Origin of the sequence: Pseudomonas sp. AU11447, assembly GCF_001672555.2 — a bacterium.
Classification (GTDB): Bacteria; Pseudomonadota; Gammaproteobacteria; order Pseudomonadales; family Pseudomonadaceae; genus Pseudomonas; species Pseudomonas nitroreducens.
Window position 1 is genome coordinate 75,755 of record NZ_LZDG02000075.1, and the last position, 14,008, is coordinate 89,762.

General features: G+C 62.8%; 11 protein-coding genes. 8 read left to right on the forward strand and 3 right to left on the reverse strand.

Going from position 1 to position 14,008, the window contains the following annotated elements; translation table 11 throughout:
* Positions 1-20: 20 nt before the first annotated feature.
* The 3 genes from A6723_RS26410 to A6723_RS26420 all read right to left on the reverse strand — a co-directional run bounded on the left by A6723_RS26410 (position 21) and on the right by A6723_RS26420 (position 3,998).
* The gene (locus A6723_RS26410; protein WP_054909296.1) at positions 21-2,432 is read right to left on the reverse strand and encodes a TonB-dependent receptor; all 2,412 of its coding nucleotides are present in this window, start codon (positions 2,430-2,432) and stop codon (positions 21-23) included.
* 124 nt (positions 2,433-2,556) lie between these two features.
* Positions 2,557-3,495 (reverse strand): FecR domain-containing protein, encoded by a 939-nt coding sequence (locus A6723_RS26415; protein WP_054909297.1) that lies wholly within the window; start codon positions 3,493-3,495, stop codon positions 2,557-2,559.
* Entirely contained in the window at positions 3,492-3,998 is a 507-nt protein-coding gene (locus tag A6723_RS26420; RefSeq protein ID WP_054909298.1) for a sigma-70 family RNA polymerase sigma factor, read from the reverse strand. Before A6723_RS26420 ends, A6723_RS26415 begins: the two co-directional genes overlap by 4 nt.
* Before the next feature lie 521 nt (positions 3,999-4,519).
* Between A6723_RS26420 and tssB the strand changes: the two genes are divergently transcribed.
* The 8 genes from tssB to A6723_RS26460 form a co-directional block, all read left to right on the forward strand.
* Positions 4,520-5,020 (forward strand): type VI secretion system contractile sheath small subunit, encoded by a 501-nt coding sequence (gene tssB, locus A6723_RS26425; RefSeq protein WP_054909299.1) that lies wholly within the window; start codon positions 4,520-4,522, stop codon positions 5,018-5,020.
* Between the two features lie 21 nt (positions 5,021-5,041).
* Positions 5,042-6,586 carry a type VI secretion system contractile sheath large subunit gene (gene tssC / locus A6723_RS26430; protein ID WP_054909300.1) on the forward strand — a complete coding sequence of 515 codons (1,545 nt, stop codon included), beginning with the start codon at positions 5,042-5,044 and terminating at the stop codon, positions 6,584-6,586.
* Positions 6,587-6,607: 21 nt separating this feature from the next.
* Positions 6,608-7,963, forward strand: a complete 1,356-nt coding sequence (gene tssK / locus A6723_RS26435; RefSeq protein ID WP_054909301.1) for a type VI secretion system baseplate subunit TssK — start codon at positions 6,608-6,610, stop codon at positions 7,961-7,963.
* The gene (gene tssL / locus A6723_RS26440; RefSeq protein ID WP_054909302.1) at positions 7,960-8,631 is read left to right on the forward strand and encodes a type VI secretion system protein TssL, short form; all 672 of its coding nucleotides are present in this window, start codon (positions 7,960-7,962) and stop codon (positions 8,629-8,631) included. The genes tssK and tssL overlap by 4 nt, the downstream gene beginning before the upstream one ends.
* Before the next feature lie 2 nt (positions 8,632-8,633).
* Positions 8,634-10,385 (forward strand): OmpA family protein, encoded by a 1,752-nt coding sequence (locus A6723_RS26445; RefSeq protein WP_306304367.1) that lies wholly within the window; start codon positions 8,634-8,636, stop codon positions 10,383-10,385.
* A gap of 12 nt (positions 10,386-10,397) precedes the next feature.
* Positions 10,398-10,889: an Hcp family type VI secretion system effector gene (locus tag A6723_RS26450; protein ID WP_054909303.1), complete on the forward strand. Its 492-nt coding sequence runs from the start codon at positions 10,398-10,400 to the stop codon at positions 10,887-10,889.
* A 118-nt stretch (positions 10,890-11,007) separates the two neighbouring features.
* Positions 11,008-13,644, forward strand: a complete 2,637-nt coding sequence (gene tssH, locus A6723_RS26455) for a type VI secretion system ATPase TssH (RefSeq protein WP_054909304.1) — start codon at positions 11,008-11,010, stop codon at positions 13,642-13,644.
* 2 nt (positions 13,645-13,646) lie between these two features.
* Positions 13,647-14,008: contractile injection system protein, VgrG/Pvc8 family (locus A6723_RS26460; protein WP_256546978.1), on the forward strand; the 362-nt coding region annotated here is incomplete at its 3' end.

The window sequence follows — 14,008 nt, forward strand, 5'->3', positions numbered from 1 at the left end:
CGTCAGGCTCGTTCTTTTCGTTAGAAGTCCACGCTCGCGGACAACTGCAGGGTGCGCCCCTCGCCCAGGTACAGATACCCGGCGGTGGAGGTGCCCCAGTAGTCTTTGTCGAACGCGTTATCCAGGTTGGCGCGCAGCACCACCGGCTTGCCGAGGGTCTCGAAGCGGTAGCGCGCGCCCAGGTCCAGGCGCCACCAGTCGGGGATGCTCAGGCTGTTGGCCTGGTCCACATACTGCTCGCTGGTGTAGATGGTCCGCGCGGTCACCGTCAGGCCCGGCACCTGGGCGATGTCGTACTCACCGCCGAGATTCAGTTGCCGGCGCGGCACGCCAATGCCGTTGTTGCCGTCGTACTGGCCGTCCTGGGTTTTGGTCAGCTTGGCCTGGGTATAGGAGGCGCCACCGAGCAGGCGTGCCCCTTCGGCCACCTCGCCGAACAGGCTCAGCTCCAGGCCACGGTTGCGCTGCTCGCCGCCACGGGTGAAGCGGCCATTGTCGTTCACGCTGCTCGGGCGCTTGATCTCGAAGGCGGCGAGGGTGGCGCCGAAGCCGTCCCATTCGCCCTTGACGCCGACTTCCTTCTGCTTGGAGACATAGGGAGAGAGCATTTCCCCGGCGTTGGCAGTGCCAATGGGCGCGGTTTCGCCTGGGCTCAGGCCTTCGATGTAGTTGGCGTAGAGCGAGATGTTCTCCCACGGCTTGACCACGACGCCGGCCATCGGGGTGGTCTTTTCCTCGTCGTAGCCGGCGCCTGCCGGGGTGCCGACGTTCATCTCGTAGTTCTGCGACTCCACTCGCTGCTTGCGCGCACCGACGGTCAACTCGACGCGGCCGTCGAGAACCGACAGGGTGTCGGCAAGCGCGTAGCTGGTGAGCGTGGCTGCGGTGTACTTCTGCACGTTCTTCGGATAGTCGTCGGTGCTCGGCGTGCCGGAGTAGATCGGGTTGTAGAGGTTCGACGCCCTCGACGGGAAGGCGGTGTAGAGGAAGAAGATGTCCGAGTTCTGCACCACGCGGGTCGCGCCGAAGTTCAGCTTGTGTTCTACCGGGCCGGTGTTGAAGGTGCTGCGCAGGCCGGCTTCGGCGGAGTGCGAACCGACGTCGTAGACCTGCCAGGCCGGGGAGGAGACGAAGTCGCCGTCGTTGCCCGTCAGCACCGGGTTGCCGGCCAGGGCGTCCATCTCGCTGCGGCGGTCGCCGTAACCGGCATAGCCAGTGAGCCAGTCGGCAATGTCGTATTCGCCGCGCACAACCAGGGTGCGGTCGGTCATCTCCGAATCGCCGTAGCCGGGGTAGTTCAGGTCGTTGTCCGGGGCGTGGGGGATCTTCGTCACGCCAGGGCCGGCGGTGAACTGGCGCACGACGTTGGTGATGTCCTCGCGCTGGTGGATGTAGTCGGCAGACAGGCGCAGGCGCTCGCCGGTGTAGTCCAGGCCAAGGGAGCCAAGGCTGTCTTCGAGTTCCTGCTTGTCCACCGTGGTATCGCCGTTGCGGTACACGCCGTTGAAGCGCACGCCGAACTCCTTGCCCTCGCCAAAGCGGCGGCCGATGTCCAGGTGGGTGCCGAACACCGAGTCGGAGAGGTAGTCCACGGTCACGCGGTTCAGTGGTTCATCCCCAGCTCGCTTGGTCACCAGGTTCACCGCGCCGCCGACGTTGCCGCTGGGCGGCATGCCATTGAGCATGGTGCTCGGGCCCTTGACCACTTCCACGCGCTCGGCCATTTCCACCGGCACGCGGAAGAACGGCGCCAGGCCGTACATGCCGTTGAGCGCGACATCGGCGCTGACCACCGGGAAGCCGCGCAGGGAGAAGTCCTCGTTGAGGTTGGTGCGGGCGCTGCCGATCTGCGCCGAAGGCTCGTTGCTCAGCACGTCGGCGACGCTGCGCGCCTGCTGGTCCTGGATGGTCTTCTCGGTGTAGCTGGTGATGCTGAAGGGCGCGTCCATCAGGTCGGTATTGCCCAGCAGGCCCAGGCGGCCACCGCGCGCCACCTGGCCGCCGGCGTACTCGGCCGGCAGGTCCTCCGGGCCGGCGGCCTGGCCAGTGATCAGCGAGGGCTGCATCTGCAACGCATCGGGGCTGGGCGAACGGATCAGGGTAAAGGTGCCGTCGCCGCGCTGCTCCAGTTCCAGGCCACTGCCTTGCAACAGGTGGTCCAGGGCTCCCTGGGTCGAGTAGTTGCCACTCAGGCCCGGGCTCTGCAGGCCGTCGGTGAGGGCCGGTTCGAAGGAGAGGCGCACGCCGGTCTCGGCAGCGAACGACGCGAGGGCGCGGCCGAGCGGGCCGGGGGCGATGCTGTAGCTGCGCACTTCACCGGGGGCTGGTGCGGCCATTACCGCCGGAGCGGTGACGGCAACCGCCAGGGAGAAGAGGGCGGTGCGCACCGCCAGGGAAAGCGAAGAGGGCTGGACGTGTCTGCTGCTGGACATGGACGGGGTACCTTCGGGCCTCTGCGGGCTTCGTGTCGGGAGATGTTCCCCTGTTGCCAGCTGAAGTGAGAAAAAGTCTCACTTCTTTTTGAAAATATTTTGCATCAACGCCCGGCGCCTGTCTTCAGGCCGCTGCGAGGGTGATCCAGAAGTCCGTCACCCGGCGGATTCGCAGGGAGTAGGTGGACTGCAGCATCGATAGCGCGAGGTTGCTGTCCAGCAGCGGGAAAGCCCCGGAAACCGCCAAATGCGCCACCGCCGGATCACAGCGCAGCACACCGCGGCGGTAGCGGCCCAATTCGCTCAGCAGCGTCTGCAAGGGCATGCGGTCGGCCATCAGCATGCCGTGGGTCCAGGCGTCCGGGGCCAGCGAGGGGACGACCGAGGTGATGCCGAGTGCCGACAGCAGCACAGACTCCCCGGCGCCCAGCCATTGGCCGGCTCCGTGCGACGGCACTACTTCGACGCGGCCCTGGAGAACGGCAACGCGGGTCGCCCCCTCGTCCTGGCGCACATTGAAGCGCGCTTCGCGGGTGTGCATGCGGCCTTCGCGGGTCGTGACCAGGAAAGGTCGGCTGTCCACGCGCGCATCGAGGAAGATCTCCCCCCGCAACAGGCGCACCAGGCGCTGCGCCGGAGTGAAGGCGATGTCCACGGCGCTGTCGGTATTGAGCGTCAGCAGGCTGCCATCGGGAAGCGGCCATCTGCGCTGCTCGCCGACGCCGGTGTGCTGGTCCGCGCTCCAGTCCTGCCAGGGCTGCGTACGCCAGGCGGCCAGGCCAACCGGCGCGACGGCCAATAGCATGGCAAGCTGCTTGAGCGCACGGCGGCGGTCGAGCTGGCGTTCACGGCCCAGGGTCGGCATGGCCAGTGCTGGCGGCAGGCTGCCGAGATGCCCCATCAGGCGCTCGGCACGATCCCAGGCGCGGGCGTGCTGGGGGCTCTGGCGTTGCCAGTCGGCACAGGCGCGGCGGGTTTCCTCGCTGGTGTCCTGATGCAGGCGCACCAGCCAGTCGGCCGCTTCGTCGAGGATGCGCGGAGCGATGGGCTCTGCGGCGCTCATTCCATCAGCTCCAGGCAATGGCGGAATGCCTGCTGCATATAGCGCTTCACCGAGCCAAGGGAAACGCCGAGGCGCTCGGCGATGGCCTCGTACTTCAGCCCCTCGACCTGCGCCAGCAGGAAGGCCTGGCGCACCGGGTCGGGCAAGCGCGAAAGCAGGGTGTCGATCTCGTGCAGGGTTTCCAGCACCAGGTAGCGCTGCTCCGGCGAAGGCGCGAGTTCTTCGGGGATGCTGGCGAGGGCTTCGAGGTAGGCGCGCTCCAGCGACTGGCGCTGGAACCAGTTGATCATCAGCCCCTTGGCCACCGTGGCGAGATAGGCTCGCGGCTCGCGAGCCTCCAGCACACGGCGTGAACCGAGCAGGCGAGTGAAAGTGTCCTGGGCCAGGTCCGCCGCCTGTTCGTGGCAGCCCAGGCGCCGGCGCAGCCAGCCCTGCAGCCAGCCGTGATGGTGCTGGTAGAGGTCACTGACGGCGGCGTGGAGGGGAGCGTCGAGCGCGGGCATGGCGAAGCTTTATCATTTGAGAATGCTTCTCATGATAGGGGTTGCCATGGTCTGCTCACAAGTCCCGACAGAGGACAAAATCAGGTCGGGATGGACTCCTGGCGTCGAAGGGTCGAAATCACACCGGTTGATATCGAGACGTTCTTATTGAGCCAATTAATAGTTCTGAATTTTCCTACGACTAACTTCCGCTCGGCAGTTTGAAAATCTACTTTTCATCAGATATTTCTGGCTGATTCTTGTAGGGAAATTCCTAAAATCTACAAACTCTAACAGTTGGTGTTGAATTAGTTCTGGCTCGTGGCAGTCTCGTGTCCTCTCACGAAAGGTCTTTGTTGGCGCAGCGAGATTAAGTAGCAGTACGGTTCCAGATATTTTTTGTGGGGTGGTACGGCCGGTCGCTGCACAGACCGTTCGCCTTGAGTGGCTTTGATTTCAGATTCGTCGCGCGCATCGGCCGTGCAGAGCTTTCTGTCGCGTTGTGTGCATGCATTAACAAAGGAACTGCAAGGCAGGTAATCATGGCATCTGATAGTTTCCAGAATGAAGTGCCGAAGGCGCGCGTTAATATAAAGCTGGACCTGCATACCGGCGGGGCGCAGAAGAAAGTGGAACTCCCACTTAAACTCATGGTATTGGGCGATTACAGTAACGGCCGTGAGCATCGCCCCCTGTCCGAGCGCAGCAAGGTCGATATCAATAAGAATAACTTCAATAGCGTGCTGACCGAATTTCACCCGAGTGTGAAGTTGGCGGTGCCTAATACCGTGGCTGACGACGGCTCGGACGCTGCCGTCGAGTTGACGTTCCGCGACATGAAGGATTTCGAGCCGGAACAGGTCGCTCGGCAGATCCCAGCGTTGCGCGCCATGTTGGCCATGCGCAATCTGCTCCGCGACCTCAAGTCCAACCTGCTGGACAACGCCACCTTCCGCCGAGAGCTGGAGCGCATCCTCAAGGATGACGCCCTGAGCGACAAGCTGCGTGCCGAACTGGCTCAGCTAGCTCCTCAAGACCGCTAATCAACTATCAAGGAGTGACTTATGTCTGCGTCTGCGGAAGGAACTGTTGCGCACGCTGGAAGCGCCAGCGTCGTAACTCATGAAGGCCAAGGCATTTATGCCAGCCTGTTCGACAAGATCAATCTCAATCCTGTGTCGCAACTGACGAACATCGAGATTTACCAGAATAGCGATGCACTGTCCGAAGCTTCCGCGGATGAACGGGTGACAGCTGCGGTCAGTGTTTTTCTTGATCTGCTGAAACAGTCCTCGCAGAAGGTCGAACGCCTCGACAAGACCTTGCTGGACGAGCATATCGCTTCCCTGGACGCCCAGATCAGCCGCCAGCTGGATGCTGTGATGCACCACGAAGACTTCCAGCGCGTCGAGTCGACATGGCGCGGGGTCAAGTCATTGATCGACCAGACCGATTTCCGCCGCAACGTGCGCATCGAGCTGCTGGATATCAGCAAGGATCACCTGGTGCAGGACTTCGAGGATGCGCCGGAGATCGCCCAGAGCGGCCTGTACGTTCACACCTACACCAATGAATACGACACTCCTGGTGGTGAGCCTATCGCCGCTGCCATCTCCAACTACGAGTTTGGGCGTGGTCCGCAAGACATTGCCCTGTTGCGCAATATCTCCAAGGTGGCCGCAGCGGCGCACATGCCTTTCATTGGCTCTGTCGGCCCGGCGTTCTTCGGCAAGGAGTCGATGGAGGAGGTGGCGGCCATCAAGGACATCGGCAACTACTTCGATCGCGCGGAGTACCTGAAGTGGAAGTCCTTCCGCGACAGCGATGACTCCCGTTATATCGGCCTGACCATGCCTCGCGTGCTGGGTCGACTGCCGTATGGTCCGGATACCATTCCGGTGCGCAGCTTCAACTACATCGAGAGTGTGAAGGGGCCGGACCACGATAAGTATCTCTGGACCAATGCTTCGTTCGCCTTCGCGGCCAACATGGTGAAGAGTTTCATCAACAACGGCTGGTGTGTGCAGATTCGTGGACCGCAAGCTGGTGGCGCAGTGACCGGATTGCCGATTCACCTCTTCGACCTGGGTACCGGCAACCAGGTGAAAATTCCCTCTGAGGTGATGATCCCCGAGACCCGCGAGTTCGAGTTTGCCAACCTGGGTTTCATCCCGCTGTCCTACTACAAGAATCGGGACTACGCGTGCTTCTTTTCCGCCAATAGCGCGCAGAAGCCGGCGCTCTACGAAACTGCGGACGCGACGGCCAACAGCCGAATCAATGCCCGTCTGCCATACATCTTCCTGCTATCGCGAATTGCCCACTACCTGAAGCTGATCCAGCGCGAAAACATCGGCACCACCAAGGATCGGCGTGTGCTCGAGTTGGAATTGAACAACTGGATTCGTGGATTGGTCACCGAGATGACGGACCCCAGTGATGACCTGCAGGCCTCGCATCCTCTGCGCGACGCCAGAGTCACGGTGGAAGACATCGAGGATAACCCGGGCTTCTTCCGCGTGAAGCTCTATGCCGTACCGCACTTCCAGGTGGAAGGCATGGACGTGAACCTGTCTCTGGTCTCGCAGATGCCCAAGGCCAAGGCCTGAGCATTCACACGGAAGCCACACATGAAAATCGATCGCCCCTTATGGGGGGCGGGGGCATTACTGTCCCCGCAGCAATTCCAGCAGCAGGCCCGATGGGAAGCCTGGACCAACGAATGCGTGGCGCGTATGTCGCGTGCTTACCCCTGGGGCGTACAGGCTGCAGTGTTTGACTTGGATGCACTCAGGCTGGGCAAGCTCAAGGCCACACGCCTGCGTGTGCGGATGCCGGACGGCACGCTGATCGACGGTGATGCGTCCGATCGACTGCCGCCGGCGGTGGAGCTCGATCGGCTGACCGAGGATGGAGCTCCAACCGCTACGCTGCTGCTGGCATTGCCGCTCGAACATGCCAATGGTGACAACTGTCTGCTGGAGGAAGGCACGGCCTCCAAGCCAACGCGCTATCGCCGTGATTGGCGCGAGGTGCAGGACCTCTACGGTGACGAGACCCAATCCATCGCGGTGCTGGAACATGTGTTGTCACTTCGCCTGGACAGCGATGAAAACGCTGAGTACTTGACCTGCCCGGTAGCACGAGTGGTCCGCGACGTTCAGGGGATCTGGACCCTGGACCCGCAGTTTGTCCCACCGCTGCTCAGCTTCGAGGCCCAGCCGCAGCTGCTTAGCCAGTTGGACAACCTGATGACTCAATTGGCCGCCAAGCGCGGCCGATTGATGGGCATGCGCCGCGAGAGCAACCAGCGCATGGCCGACTTCGCCGTGGCGGATGTTTCGCTGTTCTGGCTGCTCAATGCATTGAACAGCTACCAACCCGTATTGGCGGACCTGCTGGCACATCCAGCACGGCATCCCGAAGGGGTGTACCTGGAACTCACCAAGCTGGCTGGCAGCCTGCTGACCTTCTCTTTGGAGCATGACATCGGGGCCATACCGGGTTATCAGCATGAGCGGTTGGAACTGGTCTTTCCGCCTTTGTTCGCGCTCATCTCGACCCTGCTTGAGGCCAGCCTGCCGTCCCGTGTGATCGCGCTGGAACTTGAGCACCCCAACACACACCGTTGGCAAGTGGTTTTGCACGATGGCCGGCTACGCGACGCAGAGGGAGTCGACTTCTACCTTTCGGTGCGCTCCAGCCTGCCTGCCGCCCAAGTGCAGAGCCAGTTCCCGCGCCTTTGCAAAGTTGGAGCGCCAGACGACGTCGACCATCTCGTCAACGTTGCACTCGATGGTGTCCCCCTGGTTCCGCTTGGCCATGTGCCGGCAGCGGTTCCCGTCCGTCTGGGAAACCTGTACTTCGCCTTTGACCTGAGCCACCCCAAGGCGCGCGACATGCTGGCGGCCGGTATCTGCGCTCTCTATGTCCCCGGCACGCTCGGAGACGTTCAGTTGGATCTGTTCGCGGTGCTGCGCTCATGACCAGGGTCACAGGCAAGTCGCCCACCGTGGACATCGATGCCCTGTTGCTGGACAGCTATCTGCTGGTCGTGGAGTTGCATCAGAAGGCCTCGCCGAAGGACGGGAATGAGCTGTGGTCTCATTGCGCCGAGCAGGTTGCGTACTGCCGTAACCTCCTTGTCGATGCTGGCGTGAGTCAACGTGCGGTCAACCAGATCAGCTATGCCCAATGCGCATTGCTCGATGAAACCGTGCTGCGCAATGCGTCGGAGCAAGCCCATGCAGTCTGGGCAGCAAAGCCACTCCAGGCACATTTTTTCAGCCGCCACCAGGCAGGTGAGCAGCTCTACGAAGATATGCGCGAGGCCCTGGCTGAGCCCGCCCCCGACTTGCGAGTTCTGACCTGCTACCAACGCGTCCTGATGCTCGGTTTTCTGGGGCGCTACCCTTCCGAGACAGCGCCCGAACGTGAGCAGCTACTCGTCGCTCTCAATGAGCATGTCGAGCCCTTTGCTGCTGCGGGATCGATGCCGCTGCTGGTCCGTTCGCGCGGGGGCAGTTGGCGCCACTGGCTCAGGCTGCCTTGGCTGCACCTGACGGCCGCTGCCGTGCTGTTGATCGGCCTCTGGTTGGTATTGTTCGGAGTACTTGGGAACACCGTCTCCACGCTATTGGCCGGCCAGGTTTAACCATGGCTATGCAGCTCAAAGCAGCGCGTGCCCTTTGGCTTTGGACAGGGGGGCTCGGCCTGGTGCTGATCCTGGCGATTCTGCCGCTGTCCAAGCTCGCGCAAGTGCTGTCGGCGCTTGTCGTGATTATCCTGGTTGTTGCGGGGTGGCTTCTCAGCAGCCGTTCTGCATCGCAGCATCGCCTTGCTATTGCACTGGCCAGTGGCTGTGCGCTGCCGGCGGACGGCTACCGCGGACCGGTGGTGGCGGTGTGCGGGGATGGCCTGCGCTTGCTCTTCGGGGACGCACCGGAGAGTCAACTGGCTCTGCGCATCACCGAACAGGGGTGCTACCTGCGAGTCCCGAGTCTGGACCGGTTGCCCACGATCATCGATTACGTGTTGGCCAACCGCCCCCACTGGGCAGGCCAACTGGGCGTCTTTTACATCGTCAACCCAGCCGAGCAGACCGACAGTGCCCAGCTCACCGGTGCCATCCAGACGTTCCGGCACCAGATTGCGCGCATCCGTAGAAACGGCGTGGCCTTGCCCGTCCTGCTGGGCAGTTACCTGCCATCCCCTCAGGCTGACGGCAGTTGGTTCACCTGGGAGGCGGAACAAACGGGGATGTCTGTGCGGGAGGGCATGGGGCATCTATCGGTAGGGCAGTGGCAACAGCGTGCGGCGGATAGCTCCAGCAGCTCAATGCGCCTGAGAGCCAGCGTGCAGATCGAGAGCCTGGGCCGCTGGTTGGTCATGTCGGTCCTGCCGCACCTGGTGTCCGGTGATTCTCGGGATGCACCCTGTCCAGCTATTGCGTGTGCCATGACACTGGTGTCCGGCTCCAGGGCCGTCTCACCTGGAAGTTTGTGGGCGCGCTGGCTCCACGACCGCATTGCGCTTCTGCCGGTTGTGGCGGCAACGGAACAGGTGTCGCTCCCGTTCCCCGATCCGCTTCTGCCCATACTGCCCCAGCAGACGGGCCTTACGCCGACTCGCCGCGCAGCCGTGCGTGGCCTTTGGCTTTTCGTCCTCGCCGCCGGCATTGCGCTGTGCAGCTCGGCTTGGCAGAACCGTCTGTTGTTGCGCCAGGTCAGCGACGACCTGCGGCGCTATCAGGCGATACCCGAGCCCAGCACACTTGAACAGCCTGAATTTCAGTTGCGGGAGCAGGCAGTCAACGTACTGCGTGGTGATGCTACGACACTGGATCGCTACTACCGCGAAGGCGAGCCTCTTTCGCTGGGGCTTGGCCTTTACAGCGCCGAACGAATCCGGCCTCCAATCCTGGCAGCGCTTGCTGCCCACAGAGTTCCGGCGCCGAAGCCGGTGTTGGCGAAGATCCCCGATCCGGTTCGCCTGGACAGCCTTTCACTGTTCGCCAGCGGCAGTGCCGAGCTCAAGCCCGGCTCGACCAAGGTATTGATCAGCGCCCTGGTAGACATCAAGGCCCAGCCGGGTTGGTTGATCGTGATTGCCGGGCATACCGACGCCACCGGTGATCCCCAACGCAACCAGTTGTTGTCGCGCGCCCGTGCAGGCGCGGTACGCGACTGGATGCAGCGCATGGGCGACATCCCCGACAGCTGTTTCGCCGTTCAGGGCTTTGGCGCAGACCAACCACTCAGCAGCAACGACACACCGGAGGGGCGAGCAGCCAACCGCCGGGTCGACATCCGCCTGGTGCCAGAGTCGGGAGCCTGTGTGCTCCCCACCCAGGTGTCCGGCGGCCAACCCCAGCCGCGGCAAAAGCCAGCGGCGCATTTGTCTCTGTAGAAGGAACCTCACATGGCAATCCCAGTTTACCTGTGGCTCAAAGACGACGGCGGTGCGGACATCAAAGGTTCGGTCGACGTCCAGAAGCGCGAAGGTAGCGTTGAAGTGGTAGCGCAGGATCACTGCCTGTACATCCCCACCGACAACAACACCGGCAAGCTGACAGGCACCCGCGTACACACGCCGTTCGTCTTCACCAAGGAAATCGATGCCTCCAGCCCCTACCTGTACAAGGCAGTGAGCTCGGGTCAGACCCTGAAGAGCGCCGAGTTCAAGTGGTACCGCATCGATGATGCCGGCCAGGAAGTCGAGTACTTCAACACCCTCCTGGAGAACGTCAAGGTCGTGAAAGTCGCGCCGAAAATGCACGACGTGAAGGACCCGGGCAAGGAGAAGCACAACCATCTGGAACTGGTTGAGCTGCGCTACGAGAAGATCACCTGGACCTACAAGGACGGCAACATCATCCATTCCGACGCCTGGAACGAGCGTCAGAGCGCCTAAACCTGCCTCACTGGCCGGCGGTTCCCATCCCGCCGGTCGGTGATCACGCCGCCCCAGTTCTCGCCTCGCTGCACGCAATGCATGGGAGCGAGATGAACGCGTCAGCAAGGATCGCCCCATGGCCCAGTCCACCCACCTGCTTCGCCGCCTGAATCCCTATTGCGCACAAGCCCTCAGCGCTGCCGCATCGCTGTGCCAGACTCGCGCTCATGCCTTCATCACTCTCGAGCACTGGCTGCTCAAGTTGCTGGAGACGGGGGAGGGCGACCTGACCCTGATTGCCCGTCGGTATGAGTGGGATCTGGACAGTCTCTGGCAGGGGTTACTGGATCACCTCGACACCTTGCCACGCAGCGTGCGCGACAAACCTCAGCTGTCGCCCAAGCTCGAACAACTGATCAAAGACGCCTGGCTGATGGCTTCGCTGCAGGGTGAAGTCGAAACCCTGCGCTCGGCGCACCTGCTCAGTGCCCTGCGGGAAACGCCGGAATTGTTGGAGTGCGACGCCGCGTGGCCCTTGCTCAGTGTTGGCCATACCCAGATCGAGCGCCTGCTGCCCGTGTTGGACGAACAATCCCAGGAGCGCCAGTCGATCCAGCAAGAAGCAGCCCTGGCCGAGGCGCCGCCATACCCGGCGGCAACCCAGCCTGCCGCGAAAGCTGAAGCCAACATCGCGATCCTCGACAAGTTCACCCAGGACATCACCGCCAAGGCCTGGGCAGGTGGTATCGACCCAGTCTTCGGCCGTGACAACGAAATCCGCCAGGTCATCGATATCCTCGGCCGCCGGCGCAAGAACAACCCCATACTCGTCGGCGAACCCGGCGTTGGTAAAACCGCACTGGTCGAAGGACTCGCCTTGCGGATTGTCGGCGGCAACGTGCCGGACAGCCTCAAGCAGGTCTGCGTTCGTACACTCGATCTTGGCCTGTTGCAGGCCGGCGCGGGCGTGAAGGGCGAGTTCGAGCAGCGCCTGAAGAACGTCATCGATGCCGTGCAGCAGTCGCCAACGCCAATCCTGCTGTTCATCGACGAAGCCCACACCCTGATCGGCGCCGGCAACCAGGCCGGCGGTGCCGATGCCGCCAACCTGCTCAAGCCCGCGCTAGCTCGTGGCGAACTGCGCACCATCGCTGCCACCACATGGTCCGAGTACAAACAGTACTTCGAACGAGATGCCGCCCTGGAGCGCCGCTTCCAGATGGTCAAGGTCGACGAGCCCGACGATACCAGCGCCTGCCTCATGCTGCGCGGTCTGAAGGCCCGCTATGCCAGCCACCACGGGGTACATATTCAGGACGCGGCCGTGCAGGCCGCCGTGACCCTGTCGCGTCGCTACCTGACCGGCCGCCAATTGCCGGACAAAGCCGTCGACCTGCTTGACACCGCCAGCGCCCGTGTCCGCATGAGTCTTGATTGCGAACCGCAACCGCTGGTGCAGCTCAAGGCGGAACAGCAAGCGCTGCTGCTTGAGCGCCATGCACTCGAAGAAGATGCCCAGCTCAGCGGCACTCTGGCAACAGAGCGCCTGACGGCCATCAGCACCCGCGAGCTCGAGTTGCAGGATCAACTCCTCCAGCAGCAAGAGCAATACCAGCAGGAGCTCGCGCTGACCCGTGAACTGCTGGAAGCTCGAAGCAGCGCACCGCAGGCGTGCACAGGTCTGCAAGAGCAACTGGAAGCCCTCCAGGGCGACCACCCACTGTTATCACTGGACGTCGACGCCCGCTGCGTCGCCGAAGTGATCGCCGACTGGACCGGTGTCCCCTTGGGCAGCCTGCTCAAGGACGAACAGACCAACCTGCTCGAACTCGAACAACAGCTTGGCCAACGGGTCATTGGCCAGGACAGCGCCCTGACCGACATGGCGCAACGACTGCGTGCTGCCAAGACCGGCCTCACCTCCGAGAACGCACCGCTGGGCGTCTTCCTGCTGGTGGGCACCAGCGGCGTCGGCAAGACCGAAACCGCCCTGGCGCTGGCCGATTGTCTGTTCGGTGGTGAAAAGTCCCTGGTCACCATCAACCTTTCCGAGTACCAGGAAGCCCACACTGTCAGCCAGCTCAAGGGCTCTCCGCCGGGTTACGTCGGCTATGGCCAGGGCGGTGTGCTGACCGAAGCGGTCCGCCAGCGCCCCTACAGCGTGGTACTGCTCGACGAGGTAGAGAAGGCCCACCGCGACGTCCTCGATCTGTTCTACCAGGTGTTCGATCGCGGCTTCATGCGCGATGGCGAAGGGCGCGAAATCGACTTCCGCAACACCGTCATCCTGATGACCTCGAACCTGGGCAGCGATCGACTGCAGGCCTTGCTGGAAGAGCGTCCAGAGGCCACCAACAGCGACCTGCAGGAGCTGTTGCGCCCGGTATTGCGCGACCACTTCCAGCCCGCGTTGCTCGCGCGCTTCCAGACCCTGATCTACCGGCCGCTGGATGCCACCGCGTTGGGCCAGATCGTCGCCATCAAGCTCGGCCAGGTCGCCAAGCGTCTGCAGCACCACTACGGCATTACTTGCCGCATCGATGACGGCCTCAACCAGGCACTGGTCGACGCCTGCCTGCTGCCCGACAGCGGCGCCCGCAACATCGACAGCCTGCTCAACCAGCAGATCCTGCCAGTGCTCAGCCAGCAACTGCTGCAACGCCAAGCCAGCCAGCGCAGAGCCACCGCTGTCACCCTCGACTACAGCGTTGAGAACGGCATTGCCTTGGCGTTCAGCGAAGAGCCTTCGGCTCTCGAAAGCGCGGAGGTCTGACCATGCTCAACGAGATACGCACCTTCTTTGACCACAGCCGGCACACCGTCACAGTAGATGGCCAGAGCGCCTTGCTGGATGTGCTCGCGTTTTCCGGAACCGAGGCACTCAGCGAGACATTCTGCTACGCCATCGAGGTAACCAGCCCGGATCTCGACATCGCTGCCGACACCCTGCTCGGCAAGGATGCCAGCTTCAGCCTGCGTGCCGTCCCGCCCTCGATCACCATCCTCGGTTTCACACCGCCGCCCGTAGCTCCACTGCGCACACTTCATGGCGTGATTACCCGCTTCAAAAGACTCTCGGCCTCYCGAGATGAAGCACGCTATGAGCTGACCCTGGAACCGCGCCTGGCCCTTCTCGA

Bases quoted from the DNA above. Each gene is read 5' to 3' on its own strand.
- A6723_RS26410 (WP_054909296.1), bottom strand. From the start codon at position 2,432: ATGTCCAGCAGCAGACACGTCCAGCCCTCTTCGCTTTCCCTGGCGGTG.
- A6723_RS26415 (WP_054909297.1), bottom strand. From the start codon at position 3,495: ATGAGCGCCGCAGAGCCCATCGCTCCGCGCATCCTCGACGAAGCGGCC.
- A6723_RS26420 (WP_054909298.1), bottom strand. From the start codon at position 3,998: ATGCCCGCGCTCGACGCTCCCCTCCACGCCGCCGTCAGTGACCTCTAC.
- tssB (WP_054909299.1), top strand. From the start codon at position 4,520: ATGGCATCTGATAGTTTCCAGAATGAAGTGCCGAAGGCGCGCGTTAAT.
- tssC (WP_054909300.1), top strand. From the start codon at position 5,042: ATGTCTGCGTCTGCGGAAGGAACTGTTGCGCACGCTGGAAGCGCCAGC.
- tssK (WP_054909301.1), top strand. From the start codon at position 6,608: ATGAAAATCGATCGCCCCTTATGGGGGGCGGGGGCATTACTGTCCCCG.
- tssL (WP_054909302.1), top strand. From the start codon at position 7,960: ATGACCAGGGTCACAGGCAAGTCGCCCACCGTGGACATCGATGCCCTG.
- A6723_RS26445 (WP_306304367.1), top strand. From the start codon at position 8,634: ATGGCTATGCAGCTCAAAGCAGCGCGTGCCCTTTGGCTTTGGACAGGG.
- A6723_RS26450 (WP_054909303.1), top strand. From the start codon at position 10,398: ATGGCAATCCCAGTTTACCTGTGGCTCAAAGACGACGGCGGTGCGGAC.
- tssH (WP_054909304.1), top strand. From the start codon at position 11,008: ATGGCCCAGTCCACCCACCTGCTTCGCCGCCTGAATCCCTATTGCGCA.